We start from the raw sequence: 17293 nt of genomic DNA, 5'->3' as shown, positions 1-17293 counted from the left end.
TCGCACCGGTTGGGGGTAAGACGAAGGGACTTGACGCAATGAGCAATGTGGTCGATCTACTCGACCAGACGTTCTTTGCCGCCGAGCGAGCGACCGGAACCTTCAACGTGTTGCAGTGTGTCTGGGTGTACAACCGCGAGGTCGACATCGACCGGCTGCGGCAGTTTCATCGCCATCTGCAGCGGGGACGGCTGGCCCGCCGAATCGAATGCTCACCCCTGCCGTTCGGACGTCATCGCTGGGTTTCGTCCAACGGCCCGGCCGACCTCGAGATCGTCGCGGTGCCGCGTCCCCGTGAAGAATTCGATACCTGGCTCAACGAGCAGGCCAGCGCGCCCTTGGACGCCGAGCGGGGACCCGAATGGCGACTCGCGGTGCGCCCGTTCGTCGGCGGCGGCGCGGGCGTCAGCCTGGTCATCTCCCATTGCCTCACCGATGCCGTCGGGCTGTGCGAGGCGGTGGCGGACGCGGCCTGCGGCCGCGGCGAGCAGATTAGCTGGCCGGCAGCCGGGTCACGCCGGCGCTGGGAAGCGTTGCGCGAAGACGCCGGCCAAGCCACGCGTGACATCCCCGGTATCGCCCGCGCCGTCGTCGACGCAGCACGGTCGGCCCGGCGTCACCGCGGCCATCCGGAGGCGGCGGTGACGCGACGTATCGGGACAGTCGCGCCGCTGTCGGGAGCGGACCGAACCATCATGCTCCCGGCAGCGACGATCTTGGTCGATGCCGAAGAATGGGATGCCCGGGCACAGTCACTGGGCGGGACCAGCAACACCCTGCTTGCCGGATTGGCGGTCCGCCTCGCCCGGCGATTGGGACGGGTCACCGCGGACGGCTCGGTCACCGTGGGTATGCCCGTCAGTGAACGTACCGCCGGTGATACCCGCGCCAACGCGGTCACCAAGGTCGACATCATCGTCGACCCCGCTTCCGCGGCGACGGACCTGCGCCAGATCCGTGCCGCCACAAAGAAAGCGCTGATCCGCCGTCAGCAGCTCCCCAGCGAGCAGTCGGTGCTGTTGCCCCTGGTACCGCTGTTGCCGCGGTGGCTGGTCCGGCGAACGGTCGGCGTGGCGGCCGGCAATGTCTCATCCAACATCGGGGCGGTCGACCCGGCCGCCTGCCGGCCGGATGGAACGGACGCCGACCATTTCGCCGTAACGGGTTCCTGGGGGGTGAGCACATCGGTCATGGACCGCAGCGGCGGATATCTGGGATTGCTGTCGGGACGAACGTCTGCCGAGGTCTTCGTGTCGGTCCTCGCCTATCAGCCGGGCCGGTCCAACTCGAATGACGACTTGCGACAAGACCTTTCGAGCACGCTGTCGGAATTCTCGCTCATCGGCACGATGGGCTGGGGACGCCCCGAGGCGATCGGCGGGCCGCGGTAGGCGTCCCACTCCGGACGCCGTCAGTTCAGCCGGACCGTCCCCATCGAAACCCCGGCCCCCGGCAGACGTGCCAGCAGTGCATCGCCCATTGCCGCCGCCGGGGTAAGGACGCCGCGCAATTCGGAAAGCCTGTCGCGATCGAGTGCCAGTGCCAGACCACTCTGCCCGAGCAGCACCGCGGTCGACTGGTAGGCGTCGACATCGTGCGCGAACGTCGCCAGGTAGCGGGCACCGGTCGTGGTGGTGGTGTACGTCTCGAATCGATAGTGGCCGCGCACCCGGGATTTGCGGCTTGGACCGGTACCCGGTTTCGGCGTGATGCGCTCCACGAACCGGCGGGGTAGTCGACTGAAGTATTTGTTGCCCAAACCGATGGCGCCCGCGACAGCGCCGGTGACGACGGCGGATGCGACCGGCGCCGCGAACGACCGTCCCAGACTCATCGTCTCCGAGTAGCGGAACCGCCGGCCATAGGCCCAGTCCTGTAATGCGTTGCTACGACGGACAATCCGGGTGTTGAATGGGCCCTGCACGAACCCGCCGGTCCAGAAGCCGGCAAGTTCGGGCGCCAGGTCGCATCCGCGGCGGCGGGGAAAATCCGGCTGCGGACCCAGTTCGGGTTCGGCGCCGCGATCGGTGGTCAGCGTATACGGGTCGTTGACCAGCCGGTAGGCGTCCGGGTCACTGGATGCGGTGCGCATCGCCTCGGAATACGTTGCGACCGAGCCGCCGGAGACCCAGCGCTGGGAGAACGAGCGGAGCACCAGGTTGGTGTCGCAGAGGTCACCCGTGCCGTCTTCGATCGCCCGGCGGTACAGCAGATAGACGCTCAAATCCGAAGGCACCGAATCGAATCCGCAGGCGAGCACGATCCGGGCGCCGGTGTCGGCGGCTTGCTTGTGGTAAAGGTCGATGCTGTTGCGGCAGAACATCAATTCGCCGGTCAAGTCGGCATAGTCGGTTCCGGCCTTGGCGCAGGCCGCCACCAGCGGCAGGCCGTAGCGGGTGTAGGGGCCTACGGTGGTCAGCACCACCCGGGTCCGGGTGGCCATTGCCTCGAGCGTCGCCGGTTGTGACGCGTCGGCGACGATCAGCGGCCAGTCACGGGCGGTCGGGGCCAACGTTTCCCGCACGGCGTGCAGCCGTTCGCTGGAGCGGCCGGCCAGCGCAATCCGTGCGCTCGACCCGGCGCCCGCGAGGTGTTCGGCGGTCAACGTGCCCGAGAAGCCGGTGGCGCCATACACGACGATGTCGAACTCGTGTTCGGCCGGACTCATCCGGGTGACACTACCGGAGCATCGCTGCGCCCCTGGGCCGGGCGGTTGGCCGTCTCAGTCCTTGACGAAGCAGTACATCCGGTAGGAAATGTCGCCGCTTTCCAGGTAGCGGGACAGCTGGGTGCCTTGCACGCCGATGTATTCGCGGCCCGCGAAACGAAGGAAGGCCGGCAGATGGCGTTCGACCAGCTCCCGTGACTTCTGCGAATTCCTTTCAATGCCCCGCAAGACCTCGGCGTTGATCTCGCGCTGCGACAGTTGCCGCAGCGCGGCGTCGGCCAGGTCCGCCTCCCAGTCGGGGATCTCGTTGCTGGGGCGCAGGTCGGCGTAGGCGAAGTATCCTCCCGGCCGCAGCACCCGCACCACCTCGGCGAGAAAACGCCGGAAGTGCGGATAGCAGTGCGAGGCTTCGACGTTGAGAACCACGTCGAAGGATTCGTCATCGAAGGGCAGGTTTTCGGCGTCGCCTCGCACGAAATCAAGACCAGGAAGGTGGTGTCGCTTCTGGCAAAGTCTGATACCGGCCGGGTTCAAGTCGAGCGCCGTGTAAGAGGCCGGTTGCAAGGTGCGGGTGAGGTAGGAGGCTCCGCCGCCGTGGCCGCAACTGACCTCCAGCACCCGTTTGCCCTTCAGGTCCGCCTGGGTCGCCGTGCGGTGGTACAGGTTGATGTGGGCTCGGTTGGGCTCGTCGGATTCCTCCAGCGGCAGGGCCATCGGCGGATCTTCCTCATAGGCCCAGTTGATGAAAACGATTTCGTCGGCACCGAGCCCGCGCGTCATCAGTGGGTACCAGAACCGCCAAACTCGCTTGTAGAGCGCGGTGCTACCGGCGCGGGCAAGCAGGCTATGGGTGGGACTGAAGGGCATGGGCAAGGATTATGGCAGACCCTCGACATCGCGAGCCGATTGCGGGGAAAGCAGCTCGGTGCAGCGTTGCGGTCCTCAGGCGCGACCGCCAGCCGCCTGAGCCCGGCGCTGGCGCTCTCACGCGCCCTCATTTCCACGCGCCCTCACTTCGACCGCGGTAAGCGGTAAGCAGCCGGCTGGGGTAGTCTCCCCCGGCATGTGGTTGATCGACAGCGCGGCGTGAAAGCCGTGCGCAAGGGTGGATTTCGCTTCGGCTTTGTGGATTCGCTCGTGCATACGCGGTTTCCGGCTAGTTGGCTGGCACGGTCCAGCATGGTAGCGGCGACCCTGACGGGCGCCGATTCGTATTGGGTCGCCGACCACCTGAACGGATTGCTGCCGCGCTCGATCGCGACGTCGGAATACCTCGGAATCGCGGCGAAACTCGTGCCCAGCATCGATGCGAACTACGAACCGTGGACGATGCTGGGAAACCTCGCCTGCGGGCGGCCCAAGGGCCTGCGACTCGGCGTGTGCGTGACCGACGCCAGTCGCCGCCATCCAGCGGTCACGGCCCAGGCCGCAGCGACCCTGCAGCTGCTTACCCGGGGCAACGCCATCCTCGGCATCGGTGTCGGGGAACGCGAAGCCAACGAGCCCTACGGCGTGGAATGGACCAAACCGGTAGCGCGATTCGAAGAGGCCCTCGCCACCATTCGCGCACTGTGGAATTCGAACGGGGAGCTCGTCTCCCGCGAATCGGCGTACTTTCCGCTGCATAACGCCGCGTTCGACCTGCCGCCGTACCGGGGGAAATGGCCGGAAATTTGGATCGCCGCACACGGGCCGCGGATGCTGCGGGCAACCGGACGCTACGCCGATGCCTGGGTTCCGATTGTGCTGGTGCGTCCCTGCGACTACCGCCATGCGCTCGAAGCCGTGCGCACCGCGGCGTCCGACGCCGGTCGTGACCCGATGTCGATCATCCCTTCGGCGGTGCGCGGCGTGATCACCGGCCGGAATAGCGACGACGTCGAGGAGATGCTGGACTCTGTCATCGTGAAGACGACCGCGCTGGGGGTACCGGGTACAGCCTGGGCCCGCCACGGCGTCGAGCATCCGATGGGAGCCGACTTCTCCGGGGTCCAGGATGTGATTCCACAAACCATGGACGAGCAGACTGTCTTGTCATACACCGCGAAAGTCCCGCCCGCACTCATGAAAGAAGTTATCTTCAGCGGCACCCCCGAGGAAGTCGTCGACCAAGTAGCCGAATGGCGCGATCACGGCCTCGAGTACCTGCTGGTGATCAACGGCAGTCTGGTCAACCCGAGCCTGCGCAAGGCGGTCGCGGCGAGCCTGCCGCACGCCAAGGTGCTGCGCGGACTCAGGAAGCTGGGCGTCAGCGTGCCGAAGCGCGGCTGACGATCGGGTTAATTCTGGGCCGCGGGCAGCGCGGCGGGGACCCTGTTATTGTCGTGGGGCCTCATCGATGTGGCGTTGCGCTTCCGGGCAATCTACGAGCCGTTTGTGCGCCGATTCCGATTCGAAGGACACGGCAGCAAAACGTCCGTACTCTCTTCCGTCAAGAGCCGAAGGATGATCATGCAGACGAACTTGTCATTTCAGGCTGGGGGCGAGGTGGCAACGCAAACCGAACGGATCGCGGATCCGCAAGCGGTGCAACCGCCGAATGGGAACGCAACGCGATTCGCCATGAGCGAGTCGTCGCTTACCGATCTGCTGCAGAAGGCAGCCAGCCACTACCCCAACCGTGCGGCGTACAAGTTCATTGACTACGAGGTAGATGCGAAGGGGTTTACCGAAACCCTCACCTGGTGGCAGGTCTATCGGCGCGCGACGATCGTGGCGGACGAGCTGAGGATCTGCGGGTCGAGCGGTGATCGGGTTGCGATATTGGCCCCGCAGGGGCTGGAATACATCGTTGCCTTCCTGGGTGCGCTGCAGGCCGGCCTGATCGCCGTTCCGCTGCCGGTACCGCAGTTCGGCATCCACGACGAACGAATATCCGCCGCCCTGCGGGATTCCCTGCCGACCGTCATTCTGACGACGTCGTCGGTCGTCGACGAGGTCGCCAGGTATGTGCCGCATGCGCGCGCCGCGCAGGGCCGGGAACCGGTCGTCGTCGCGGTCGACTCGCTGGACCTGGACTCGCCGCGAGAACTGGCCGCCACCGCGCCCGCGCGTCCGGGCACGGCCTACATCCAGTACACGTCGGGGTCGACCCGCTCGCCGGCCGGTGTTGTCCTGTCGCACAAGAACGTCATCACCAATTGCGTACAGCTGATGTCCGATTACCTCGGGGACACGGAAAAAGTTCCGTCAACTGCGGTGTCGTGGCTGCCGTTCTATCACGACATGGGCTTGATGTTGGGCGTCATTCTCCCGATGATCAACCAGGACACCGCAGTGTTGCTAAGCCCAATGGCATTTCTGCAGCGGCCGGCCCGCTGGATGCAATTGCTGGGCAGACATCGTGGACAGATTTCCAGCGCACCGAATTTCGGCTTCGACTTGGCGGTGCGCAGAACGTCCGATGACGATATGGCCGGTCTCGATCTCGGGCACGTGCGGGCGATCGCCACCGGCGCCGAACGCGTAAACCCCGTCACGGTCCGGCGTTTCATCGACCGGTTCGCCAAGTTCAACCTCAGCCAGACTGCGATCCGGCCCTCGTACGGGCTCGCCGAGGCGACGGTGTACGTGGCGACCGCGGGACCGGGACGCCCGCCCAAGACTGTCTGTTTCGACTACCAGTACTTGGCGGCCGGCTGGGCGAAGCGCTGCGGGAACGACGCCGATGAGGGCGCCAAGCTGGTCAGTTACGGTACGCCGCGGGCATCGACCGTGCGGATCGTCGACCCCGACACCAGGACGGAGACTCGCGAGGGAACCGTCGGCGAGATCTGGGTGCAGGGCGACAACGTTGCCATGGGCTATTGGCGAAACCCCGAACTCACCGAGCGGACCTTCGGGGCAAAGCTCGTCGATCCCTCGGCCGGCACGCCGGTCGGCCCGTGGCTGCGGACCGGAGATCTCGGCGTCATGTTCGAGGGCGAACTGTTCATCACCGGCCGTATCAAGGATCTGTTGGTGGTGGATGGGTCCAACCACTATCCCGACGATATCGAGGCGACGATCCAGGAGATCACCGGTGGCCGGGTGGTGGCGATAGCGGTGCCCGACGACCGCACCGAGCAGCTGGTCACCATCATCGAGGTCACGACGTGGGGTCACCCCGACGACGAGGCATCGAATAGGCTGCGGACGGTCAAACGCGACGTCACGTCCGCGATATCGCGTTTACACCGGGTACGCGTCGCGGATGTCGTTATGGTGGCTCCGGGCTCGATTCCCGTCACCACCAGCGGTAAGGTCCGACGTTCAACTTGCGTCGAGCGTTACCTGAACCAGGAATTCACCCGCGTGGACGGTGCCGCATGACGGCACACGTATGGGGGTTTGCGCATTACCCGAGACATGGAATATGACCGACTGCACGCTGTCTGATGAAGAGATCCGACACCTCGATCGCGATCTTCGGATACTCATCGCAACCAATGGCACCCTGACCCGGATTCTCAACGTGGTGGCCAACGAAGAGATCGTCGTGCAGATTGTCAATCAACATATCCGGCGGGCCGCACCGAAAATGGTCGAGCTCGGCCAATCGGCGGCGGGCCGGGTTCTGCAACGAAATATCCTGCTCAAGGGCCGGAATTCAGGGACCGTGTTTGTGGCCGCGGAGTCGTTGGTCGCCATTGATCTGCTGCCCGCCGAAATAGTGGCGCGATTGACCAGGACGGATCATCCTATTGGCGAGGTTATGGCAGCCAGTTACATCGAGACATTCAAGGAGGCGGCCAAAGTCTGGGTCGGAGCCTCGCCCCGCTGGCTCGCTCTCGACGGATACCAGCATTCGCGCCGGAGAACCGTCGCGCGCCGTTACCGAATTTTGTCCGGCGGACAGCCGATCATTGTCATCACCGAGTATTTTCTTCGCACCGTATTCCAAGATGTCCCGCACGAAGAAGCCGATTGCCGCCAATTTTCGAATGTCATCACTGCGGCGCGCTAGGGCGGTCACCCAGTAATGCGGAATGGCAACCTGGCAGGGTTCCTGGCTGAGCGGGCATTGGAAGCGGGATGGTATGACCAGCCCGCCTACTATGCGCCGGAGATCGTCACGCATGGCCAAATCCATGACGGCGGCGCGCGGCTTGCGCACGTGCTGCGACACCGCGGCCTCGGCGCCGGGGACCGCGTCCTGTTGTGCCTTCCGGATTCACCGGAGCTGGTGCAGCTATTGCTGGCGTGCCTGGCTCGTGGCGCCATGGCTTTCCTGGCGAATCCGGATCTGCATCGTGACGACCACGCGTTTCTGGAGCGCGACACCGAGCCGGCGCTCGTTGTCACCTCCGGCCCGCTGTGCGGCCGGTTCCGCCCGTCGGGTGTGGTCGATGCCGCCGAGCTGTTGTCGGCGGCGGCGCGGGCCGAGCCCGCAGAATACGAGCAGCTCGAAGGTGATGCTGACGCATACGCGACCTACACCTCGGGTACCACCGGGCCGCCGAAAGCGGCCATCCATCGGCACGCCGACCCGTTGACATTTGTCGACGCCATGTGTCACCAGGCGCTGCGGCTCACGGCCCACGACACGGGGCTGAGTACCGCGCGCATGTATTTCGCCTATGGCCTGGGTAATTCGGTCTGGTTCCCCCTTGCGACAGGCGGTTCCGCGGTCATCAATCCTTTGCCGGTGGGTGCGGAAATGGCAGCCACGCTGTGCGAGAGATTCGAGCCGTCGGTGCTCTACGGCGTGCCGAATTTCTTTGCCAGAGTCGTCGACACATGTTCTTCCGAGTCTTTTCGGACGCTCCGGTGCATCGTGTCAGCGGGCGAGGCCCTCGACATGGGCCTCGCCGAGCGGCTCATCGAATTCTTCGGCGGTATCCCCATTCTTGACGGAATTGGATCGACGGAAGTGGGGCAGACCTTCGTCTCGAATACCGTCGACGAATGGCGTCCGGGAACTCTGGGAAAAGTTCTTCCGCCCTACGAGATTCGTGTTCTGGCACCGGATGGCGCACCCGCAGAACCCGGGGCGGACGGAAATCTATGGGTGCGGGGACCATCGATCGCGACCGGCTACTGGAATTGTCCCGATCCGACCGTGGAGGATGACGGGTGGCTCGACACCCGCGACGCGGTGCGCATCGACGCCGAGGGTTGGGTTTCCTACCGTTGCCGCGCGGACGACACGGAAATCGTCGGAGCCGTCAACGTCAATCCGCGGGAAGTCGAACGACTGGTGGTCGAGCACGACGCGGTGGCTGAGGTCGCGGTTGTCGGAGTAAAGGAGGCCGCCGGTGCGTCGACACTGCAGGCATTCCTGGTGCCGGCACGCGACGCGGTCATCGATGAATCGGTGATGCGAGACATCCACCGGGGGTTGCTTACCAGACTGTCCGCATTCAAGGTGCCGCACAGACTCGCCGTCGTGGAGCGGCTTCCCCGGACCGCCAACGGAAAGTTGTTGCGCAGCGCGCTTCGTGCCGCGAGCCCGGCGAAACCGATCTGGGAACTCTCGTCGGTCCAGCCCGGGACTGACGCGGATCTTCAGCTCGACAACCGGCCGGCTGCCGTGCACACCGTCGTCGGGCATGCCGGCGAAGTGACGCTGAAGGAACGCCTGGCCGCGTTGCAGCAAGAGCGTCACCGGCTGGTGGTGGAGGCGGTGTCTGCCGAGGCCGCCAAGATGCTGGGCGAGTCGGATCCGCAGTCGCTCAATCGGGATGTTGCGTTCTCGGAGCTGGGTTTTGACTCCCAGATGACAGTCGTACTTTGTCATCGATTGGCCGCGGCTACCGGCCTGAGGCTGCCGGAGACGGTCGGGTGGGACTACGGCTCGATATCGGGACTGGCCCAATATTTGGAGGCTGAACTGTCCGGTGGGGACCGGCAGGCGGGCCGGATGGCCATGCCCCTGCCGGCGAGCATGGACGCAAAGGGGCGAGTCGACGAGGAATTGAAAAGAATCGACGAGCTGGTGCTGACGATCGGGGACGGCGAAAAGCGGCGCGTGGCCGACCGTTTGCGTGCCATCCTCGGCGCCATCACCGACGCCGGGGATCGCTTGGGCAAACGGATCCAGGACGCCTCGACTCCCGACGAAATTTTCCAGCTGATCGATTCGGAGTTGGGCGAATCATGAAGAGGAGCAAGTGGCGATGACGACGAGCATGGAAGGCGCCGACCAGCAGAGCGAAAAGCTCTTCCGCTATCTGAAAAAGGTTGCTGTCGAACTCGATGAGGCACGCGCCCGGCTGCGGGATTACGAACAGCGGGCCACCGAACCGGTGGCGGTGGTGGGGATCGGGTGTCGCTTTCCGGGCGGGGTCGATTCCGCGGAGAAGTTGTGGGAGGTGGTCGCCGAGGGTCGGGACCTGGTGTCGGAGTTTCCGACGGATCGCGGCTGGGATGTGGAGGGGCTGTTCGATCCGGATCCCGATGCCGAGGGCAAGACCTATACGCGCTGGGGTGCGTTCTTAGACGATGCCGCGGGTTTTGACGCCGGGTTTTTCGGGATCGCCCCCGGCGAGGTGTTGGCGATGGATCCCCAGCAGCGGTTGATGCTGGAGGTTTCGTGGGAGGCGTTGGAGCACGCGGGAATTGACCCGCTGTCGTTGCGGGGGTCGGCGACCGGGGTGTTCACCGGCATCTTCGCGCCGAGTTATGGCAGCAAGGAAACCGGGGGGCTGCAAGGGTACGGGTTGACCGGCACGGCGGTCAGCGTGGCCTCGGGTCGGGTTTCCTACGTGTTGGGCCTGGAAGGCCCGGCGGTGTCGGTGGACACCGCCTGCTCCTCGTCGTTGGTGGCCATCCACTGGGCGATGGCGTCGTTGCGCTCGGGGGAGTGCGACCTGGCGTTGGCCGGCGGGGTGACGGTGATGGGGTTGCCGTCGATCTTCGTCGGGTTCAGTCGGCAGCGGGGGCTGGCTGCCGACGGTCGCTGCAAGGCGTTCGCCGCGGCGGCCGATGGGACCGGCTGGGGTGAGGGCGCCGGTGTGGTGGTCCTCGAGCGGCTCTCGGATGCGCTGCGGTTGGGGCACTCGGTGCTGGCGGTGGTGCGTGGCAGCGCCGTCAATCAGGACGGTGCCTCCAATGGTTTGACCGCGCCCAACGGGCTGGCCCAGCAGCGGGTCATCAGGGCGGCGTTGGGCAGTGCCGGGCTGACCGCGGCGGACGTGGACGTGGTGGAGGCGCACGGGACGGCCACCACGTTGGGTGACCCCATCGAAGCGAATGCGTTGTTGGCCACGTACGGGCAAGGCCGTCCTGCAGAGCAGCCGTTGTGGGTGGGCTCGATCAAGTCGAACATGGGTCATACCCAGGCTGCGGCGGGGGTTGCCGGGGTCATCAAGATGGTGCAGGCGATGCGGCATGGTCTGATGCCGGCGACGCTGCACGTGGATGCGCCTTCGCCGCGGGTGGATTGGGAAACCGGCGCGGTGTCGGTGTTGACCGAGGCCCGGGACTGGCCGGTTGGCGGGCGTCCGCGCCGGGCCGGAGTGTCCTCGTTCGGGATCAGCGGCACCAACGCCCACGTGATCCTGGAGCAGGCACCCGCGCCGGCCCCGGTAGCGGCGGACCAAACCACCGGGGGCGGACAGCGGTTGTCGGTGATGCCGTGGGTGGTGTCGGCGAAATCGGCTGAGGCGTTGACGGCGCAGGCGAGCCGATTGGCGGCCCATGTGCAGGCCGACCCGGCGTTGGATCCGCTCGACGTGGGCTGCACGCTTGCCGGTCGGTCGGTGTTCGAGCATCGAGCCGTGGTGGTCGGCGCCGACCGGCAGGCGTTGATCGCGGGGCTGACCAGCGTGGCCGATGGTGACCCGGGTGCGGGCGTCGCGGTGGGTCAAGCGGGTCCGGTGGGCAAGGCGGTGGTGGTGTTTCCCGGTCAGGGCGCCCAGCGCCTCGGGATGGGCCGCGAGTTGTACGAGCGGCTGCCGATATTCGCCGAAGCGTTCGACGAAGTGGCCGATGAGTTGGATCAGCATCTGAGATTGCCGCTGCGCGACGTTGTCTGGGGTGGCGATGCGGCGTTGCTGGACACCACCGAGTTTGCTCAGCCGGCGCTGTTCGCGGTCGAGGTGGCGTTGTTCGCGGTGTTGCGGCGCTGGGGGGTGCAGCCCGATTTCGTGATGGGCCACTCGGTGGGGGAGTTGTCGGCGGCGTACGTGGCCGGGGTGTTGACGCTGGCGGACGCGGCGATGTTGGTGGTGGCGCGGGGACGGTTGATGCAGGCGCTGCCGGCGGGTGGGGCGATGGTGGCGGTGGCCGCTGCTGAAAAAGAGGTGATGCCGTTGCTGGGCGAGGGGGTGGGCATCGCCGCGATCAATGCGCCCGGATCGGTGACCATCTCCGGCGCCGAGGCTGCCGTGAGCGCGATTGCGGATCGCTTTGCCGAGCAAGGTCGGCGGGTGCACCGGTTGACGGTGTCGCATGCTTTTCATTCGCCACTGATGGAGCCGATGCTCGACGAGTTCACGCGGATTGCGGCCCGGTTCGAGCCGCGGACGCCGCAAATCGGCCTGGTGTCGAACGTCACGGGCGAATTAGCCAGCACCACAGGTGATTTCGGGTCAGCGCCGTATTGGGTCGATCATGTCCGCCGGCCGGTGCGTTTTGCCGACAGCGCGCGCCAGGTACAGCAGCTCGGCGCGACGCACTTCATCGAGGTCGGTCCCGGCAGTGGTTTGACGAGCTCCATCGAGCAGTCGTTGGCCCCGGCTGAGGCGGTCGTGGTGTCGATGCTCGGCAAAGACCGTCCCGAATTAGCCGCTGCAATGGGTGCGGCCGGCCAGTTGTTCACCACTGGGGTGCCGGTGGATTGGCCCGCGGTGTTCGCCGGCTCGGGTGGGCGGCGGGTCGACTTGCCCACGTATGCCTTTCAGCGGCGGCGGTTTTGGGAGACGCCGGGCGGCGACGGGCCCGCCGACGCGGTCGGTCTGGGTCTGGGCCCGACCGAACATGCGTTGCTGGGTGCGGTGGTCGAGCGGCCCGACTCCGACGGAGTGGTATTGACAGGCCGGTTGTCATTGTCCGATCAACCGTGGCTGGCCGATCACGTCGTCGGCGGGGTGGTGCTGTTCCCCGGGGCGGGTTTTGTGGAGTTGGTCATCCGCGCCGCCGACGAGGTCGGCTGTGCGGTCATCGACGAGCTGATCCTGGCCGCGCCGCTGGTGATGCACCCTGGCGCGGGGGTCAAGGTACAGGTGGTGGTCGGCGCCGCCGATGACGCGGGAACCCGGGCGGTATCGGTGTATTCCCGCGGTGACCACTGCGACGGGGAGTGGTTGCTGCATGCCATGGGCACCCTCGGGGAGAGCCCCGCGCAGGCCTCGGCGGACTTGTCGGTGTGGCCGCCGGAGGGTGCCGAGATTGTCGACATTTCTGACGGGTACGAACGGTTGGCCGCCCGCGGTTATGCCTACGGCAAGGCATTCCAGGGGCTGGTGGCGGTCTGGCGGCGCGAGTCGGAGCTGTTCGCCGAGGTGGTTGCTCCAGCGCAGCACGGGGTGGCGGTCGAGGGGATGGGGATGCACCCGGCCGTGCTGGACGCGGTGCTGCATGCCCTGGGATTGGCTATCGAGACCACCGAGACGATGCTGCCGTTCTGCTGGCGCGGGGTGTCGCTGCACGCCGGCGGCGCCGGGCGGGTACGGGCCCGTCTCGCCTCGGCAGGCGCCGATGCCATCTCGGTCGAGATCGCCGATGCCGAGGGGCTGCCGGTGCTGACGGTCGGCGCCCTGGTGACCCGGGCGACGACGGCCGAGCAGTTACGCGCCGCGGTGAACGCGGCCGGCCGCGGGCCGGACCAGGGGCCACTGGAAGTGATCTGGTCACCAATGTCGTTGAACCACAACAGTGTTGACGACTCTGGCCAACCCGCGGTGCTGTCGGTGCTGTCTTGGGAGGACTATTGCGCCGCTGCTGCGGGTATGCCGGCGAGCGCCAACGGCAATGGCGCCGGGGCCGGCGATGCCGCCGTGGTGGTGTGGGAGTGCGGTTCTGCCGGCGCGGATGCGGTGGGCTCGACATATGCGGCCACCCACGCCGCCTTGCAGGTGTTGCAGTCCTGGCTGGGCACCGACCGGGCCGGCACCTTGGTGGTGCTGACCCGCGGCGCCGTGGGATTGCCGGGTGAGGATGTCAGCGATCTGGCTGGCGCAGCGGTGTGGGGTCTGGTTCGTTCGGCACAGGCCGAACAACCCGGCCGGATCGTGTTGGTCGACACCGACGCACCGGTGGATCGGGGGGTGGATGCTGTGGCGCTGGCCGCCGTCGGCGAACCCCAGCTGGTGGTGCGCGGCGGCGTGGTGCACAACGCCCGGCTGGCCCCGGCGCCGCCGCTGCTGGCGCTGCCCGCCGAAGAGGCGTGGCGGTTGGCCGCCGGTGGCGGCGGGACTCTGGAGGATCTGGTGATCCAGCCCTGCCCGGAGGCCCGGGCACCGCTGCAGGCGGGGCAGGTGCGGGTGGCCGTGGCAGCCGTCGGGGTCAATTTCCGCGATGTGGTGGCCGCGTTGGGGATGTATCCGGGCCAGGCGCCACCGCTGGGTGCCGAAGGCGCCGGAGTGGTGATCGAGACCGGTCCCGAGGTAAACGGTGTGGCCGTCGGCGACGCGGTGATGGGCTTCCTGGGTGGCGCCGGCCCGCTGGCGGTGGTGGACCAGCAACTGGTTGTCCGGGCACCCCGCGGCTGGTCGTTCGCGGAGGCCGCAGCGGTGCCGGTGGTGTTCTTGACGGCTTTGTTCGGGTTGTCGGACCTGGCCGAGATCAAGGGGGGCGAATCGGTGCTCATCCACGCCGGCACTGGCGGCGTGGGCATGGCGGCGGTGCAGCTGGCTCGCCACTGGGGAGTGGAAGTTTTCGTCACCGCCAGCCGCGGCAAATGGGACACGTTGCGCGCCATGGGGATCGACGACGACCATATCGGCGATTCCCGCACCTGTGAGTTCGAGGAAAAGTTTTTGGCGGTCACCGAAGGCCGCGGGGTCGATGTGGTGCTCGACTCGCTGGCCGGCGAGTTCGTGGACGCTTCGCTGCGTTTGCTGGTCCGCGGCGGGCGGTTCCTCGAGATGGGCAAGACCGATATCCGCGATCCGCAGAAGATCGCCGCCAACTATCCGGGCGTGCGGTATCGGGCGTTTGACCTGTCGGAGGCCGGTCCGGTGCGCATGCAGGCGATGCTTCGTGAGGTGAAGGAGCTGTTCGACACCCAGGTGTTGCATCGGCTGCCGGTCACCACCTGGGATGTGCGCTGCGCGCCGGCGGCATTCCGGTTCATGAGCCAGGCCCGCCACATCGGCAAGGTGGTGTTGACCATGCCCTCGGCGTTGCCCGACGGGCTGACCGACAGCACCGTGCTGATCACCGGTGCCACCGGGATGGTCGGTGCGGTACTGGCACGTCACCTGGTCAACGCCTTTCGCGTGCGTCATGTGGTGCTGGCCAGTCGGCGGGGCGATCGCGCCGCGGGGGCGGCCGAGCTCGCCGCCGAGTTGGCGGACGCGGGTGCCCGGGTGCAGGTGGTGGCCTGCGACGTGGCCGATCGGGACGCGGTCGCAGGCTTGTTCACGCAGCTTGCGGCGGAGTGGCCGCCGGTGCGCGGGGTGATTCACGCCGCAGGGGTGGTCGACGACGCGGTGATCAGCTCGCTGACGCCGGACCGGATCGACACGGTGTTGCGGGCCAAGGTGGACGCGGCCTGGAACCTGCACGAGGCCACCCGGGGTCTGGATTTGTCGATGTTTGTGCTGTGCTCCTCGATCGCGGCAACGGTGGGCTCTCCGGGGCAGGGCAACTACTCGGCGGCGAACGCGTTCCTGGACGGACTGGCCGCTCACCGGCAGGTCGCGGGCCTGGCGGGAACATCCCTGGCGTGGGGGTTGTGGGAGCAAACCAGCGCCATCACCGCTCATTTGAGTGAGCGTGATCTGGCCCGGATGAGCCGTAGCGGGCTGGTCGCCATGAGCCCGGAGCAGGCGCTGGAGTTGTTTGACGCCGCGCTGACGATCGATCACCCCGTCATGGTCGCGACTCGCCTGGACCGGGCCGCACTCAACGCCCGGGCCCAGGCCGGCGGCTTGCCGGCATTGTTCAGCGGGCTCGCCCGCCGCCCCCGGCGACGCCAAATCGACGACACCGCAGATGCCACCCAATCGAAGTCGGCGCTCGCCCAACGCCTCCACGGGCTGGCCCCCGACGAGCAACACGGCCTGCTGGTAGGGATAGTGCGGTCGCAGGCCGCGGCGGTGCTGGGTCGTCCCGCTCCCGAGGACATCGACCCCGACAGCGGGTTCCAAGACCTGGGCTTCGACTCGCTGACCGCCGTCGAGCTACGCAACCGTCTCAAGAACGCCACCGGGCTGACCCTGCCGCCCACCGTGATCTTGGACCATCCCACCCCGACCGCTGTCGCCGACTACATCGCCCGGCAAATCCGTCCCGACTCCAATGGTGACCACTCACCGCATGCCGAACGCGACGAAGAGGACGAAGAGAAGTTGTCGGTCCATGCGTAGCACGGTCCGGCCGGCACTGGCAGGGTCGCGGCATCGGCCCAGCAGTACCCGGGTGCCGATGGCCCGTCATGCCGCTCGGATGCCGGGTTGGCGACGGCCGCCCGGGCGGTACCGTGCCGGGTTAGTGTGGACGCACCGAACCTATAGTCGGCTGGGTTGATCGGCCGACACACGGCGGATCACGGGGGCCGGAGAGGGCCGGGAAAGGACCGCGACAGGGTACCGGACCGGTGAACGTCGTCGCTGTCTAGCTGCGCTGTGGTGGCTTGACTGGTCTGTGTGTTGGGTCGGTGCCGCACGCGTTGCGAGCGGTTCGGGCGAAACATCATCGAGAGGATGAGCAATGAACGAACGGAAACCGCCGGTGACTTTCGCCCTTCTGGTGGCGGTGGCCGCCGGCCTGGTGCTGTGGCTACCCGGCTGCGCTGCCGACAAACCCGAATCCGAGGCGCACAGTTCGGTCAGTACGACGAGCGACCCCGCGCTGGTGGCCGAGGTCAAGCAGTCGCTCGAGGCGACGAAGTCTTTGACGAGCGTGCACGTGGCGATTCGAACGTCCGGGAAAGTCGACAGTTTGCTCGGTATCACCAGCGCCGACGTCGATGTCCGGGCCAATCCGCTCGCCGCGAAAGGCGTGTGCACCTATCAGGGCCAGCCGGACGTTCCGTTCCGCACCAAGGACGACAACATCTCGGTGAAGCTGTTCGATGACTGGACCAACCTGGGCTCCATCTCCGACTTGGCAGCCTCACGGGTGGTTGATCCCAGCAACGGGGTGGCGAAGGTACTCTCGGGAATCACCAATCTGCAGTCACAAGGCTCGGAGGTGATCGACGGAATTCCCACCACCAAGATCAGCGGAACCGTCCCGACCGACACCGTCAAGATGTTGGATCCTGCAGCCCGGCAGCCCAGGCCGGCGACCGTGTGGATCGCCTCGGACGGTTCGCACCGCCTCGTGCGGGCAAACATCGACATCGGGTCCGGGGCGGTCGAGCTGACCCTGTCGAAATGGAACGAACCCCTCAACGTCGACTAGCAACGACTAGCTTCGCTGGGGGGACTTTTATCAGGCTAGTTCCCCAGGGGCGTGTGCCCCGCCGTGGTGCAGGAAAATTGGGGCTCGAGTCACCTTGGCATCCGTTGCGCGTGGTGGTGGATGGCGTTGTTG

Annotated in this window: 9 protein-coding genes; 7 read left to right on the top strand and 2 right to left on the bottom strand. The window is 66.6% G+C overall.

The genetic code is table 11. From position 1 onward, the window contains the following. Nucleotides 1-38 precede the first annotated feature (38 nt). Nucleotides 39-1391: a condensation domain-containing protein gene (locus CDN38_RS04980; RefSeq protein WP_099318826.1), complete on the top strand. Its 1353-nt coding sequence runs from the start codon at nt 39-41 to the stop codon at nt 1389-1391. A 20-nt stretch (nt 1392-1411) separates the two neighbouring features. Here CDN38_RS04980 and CDN38_RS04975 read toward each other — a convergent pair whose 3' ends face one another. Together CDN38_RS04975 and CDN38_RS04970 are read right to left on the bottom strand one after the other, a co-directional pair. Beyond that, nucleotides 1412-2668, bottom strand: a complete 1257-nt coding sequence (locus CDN38_RS04975; RefSeq protein ID WP_075511768.1) for a saccharopine dehydrogenase family protein — start codon at nt 2666-2668, stop codon at nt 1412-1414. A gap of 54 nt (nt 2669-2722) precedes the next feature. Further along, nucleotides 2723-3535, bottom strand: a complete 813-nt coding sequence (locus tag CDN38_RS04970) for a phthiotriol/phenolphthiotriol dimycocerosates methyltransferase (RefSeq protein ID WP_075511769.1) — start codon at nt 3533-3535, stop codon at nt 2723-2725. A gap of 312 nt (nt 3536-3847) precedes the next feature. On the opposite strand from CDN38_RS04970, the gene CDN38_RS04965 reads away from it, so the two are divergent. From CDN38_RS04965 to CDN38_RS04940, 6 genes are all read left to right on the top strand, one after another. Next, the gene (locus CDN38_RS04965) at nt 3848-4939 is read left to right on the top strand and encodes an LLM class flavin-dependent oxidoreductase (RefSeq protein ID WP_233026756.1); all 1092 of its coding nucleotides are present in this window, start codon (nt 3848-3850) and stop codon (nt 4937-4939) included. A 291-nt stretch (nt 4940-5230) separates the two neighbouring features. Beyond that, entirely contained in the window at nt 5231-6979 is a 1749-nt protein-coding gene (locus CDN38_RS04960; protein ID WP_099319325.1) for an AMP-binding protein, read from the top strand. 43 nt (nt 6980-7022) lie between these two features. Further along, on the top strand, nt 7023-7613 hold the full coding sequence (locus CDN38_RS04955) for a chorismate--pyruvate lyase family protein (protein ID WP_075511770.1): 591 nt from the start codon (nt 7023-7025) through the stop codon (nt 7611-7613). A 15-nt stretch (nt 7614-7628) separates the two neighbouring features. After that, nucleotides 7629-9749 (top strand): p-hydroxybenzoic acid--AMP ligase FadD22, encoded by a 2121-nt coding sequence (locus tag CDN38_RS04950; protein ID WP_075511771.1) that lies wholly within the window; start codon nt 7629-7631, stop codon nt 9747-9749. A 16-nt stretch (nt 9750-9765) separates the two neighbouring features. Then, nucleotides 9766-16122 carry a type I polyketide synthase gene (locus tag CDN38_RS04945; RefSeq protein WP_099319324.1) on the top strand — a complete coding sequence of 2119 codons (6357 nt, stop codon included), beginning with the start codon at nt 9766-9768 and terminating at the stop codon, nt 16120-16122. 343 nt (nt 16123-16465) lie between these two features. Continuing rightward, a complete protein-coding gene (locus CDN38_RS04940) occupies nt 16466-17161 on the top strand; it encodes an LppX_LprAFG lipoprotein (protein WP_075511772.1) in 696 nt (231 codons plus the stop codon). Nucleotides 17162-17293 lie beyond the last annotated feature (132 nt).

The organism is Mycobacterium ostraviense (assembly GCF_002705925.1).
Taxonomy (GTDB): domain Bacteria; phylum Actinomycetota; class Actinomycetes; order Mycobacteriales; family Mycobacteriaceae; genus Mycobacterium; species Mycobacterium ostraviense.
This window is presented reverse-complemented; position numbering and strand designations above follow the sequence as displayed.

Excerpts from the sequence above, each read along its gene's own strand:
- CDN38_RS04945 (WP_099319324.1), top strand. The coding sequence starts at position 9,766 with ATGACGACGAGCATGGAAGGCGCCGACCAGCAGAGCGAAAAGCTCTTC.
- CDN38_RS04965 (WP_233026756.1), top strand. The coding sequence starts at position 3,848 with ATGGTAGCGGCGACCCTGACGGGCGCCGATTCGTATTGGGTCGCCGAC.
- CDN38_RS04950 (WP_075511771.1), top strand. The coding sequence starts at position 7,629 with ATGCGGAATGGCAACCTGGCAGGGTTCCTGGCTGAGCGGGCATTGGAA.
- CDN38_RS04975 (WP_075511768.1), bottom strand. The coding sequence starts at position 2,668 with ATGAGTCCGGCCGAACACGAGTTCGACATCGTCGTGTATGGCGCCACC.
- CDN38_RS04970 (WP_075511769.1), bottom strand. The coding sequence starts at position 3,535 with ATGCCCTTCAGTCCCACCCATAGCCTGCTTGCCCGCGCCGGTAGCACC.
- CDN38_RS04960 (WP_099319325.1), top strand. The coding sequence starts at position 5,231 with ATGAGCGAGTCGTCGCTTACCGATCTGCTGCAGAAGGCAGCCAGCCAC.
- CDN38_RS04980 (WP_099318826.1), top strand. The coding sequence starts at position 39 with ATGAGCAATGTGGTCGATCTACTCGACCAGACGTTCTTTGCCGCCGAG.
- CDN38_RS04955 (WP_075511770.1), top strand. The coding sequence starts at position 7,023 with ATGACCGACTGCACGCTGTCTGATGAAGAGATCCGACACCTCGATCGC.
- CDN38_RS04940 (WP_075511772.1), top strand. The coding sequence starts at position 16,466 with ATGAACGAACGGAAACCGCCGGTGACTTTCGCCCTTCTGGTGGCGGTG.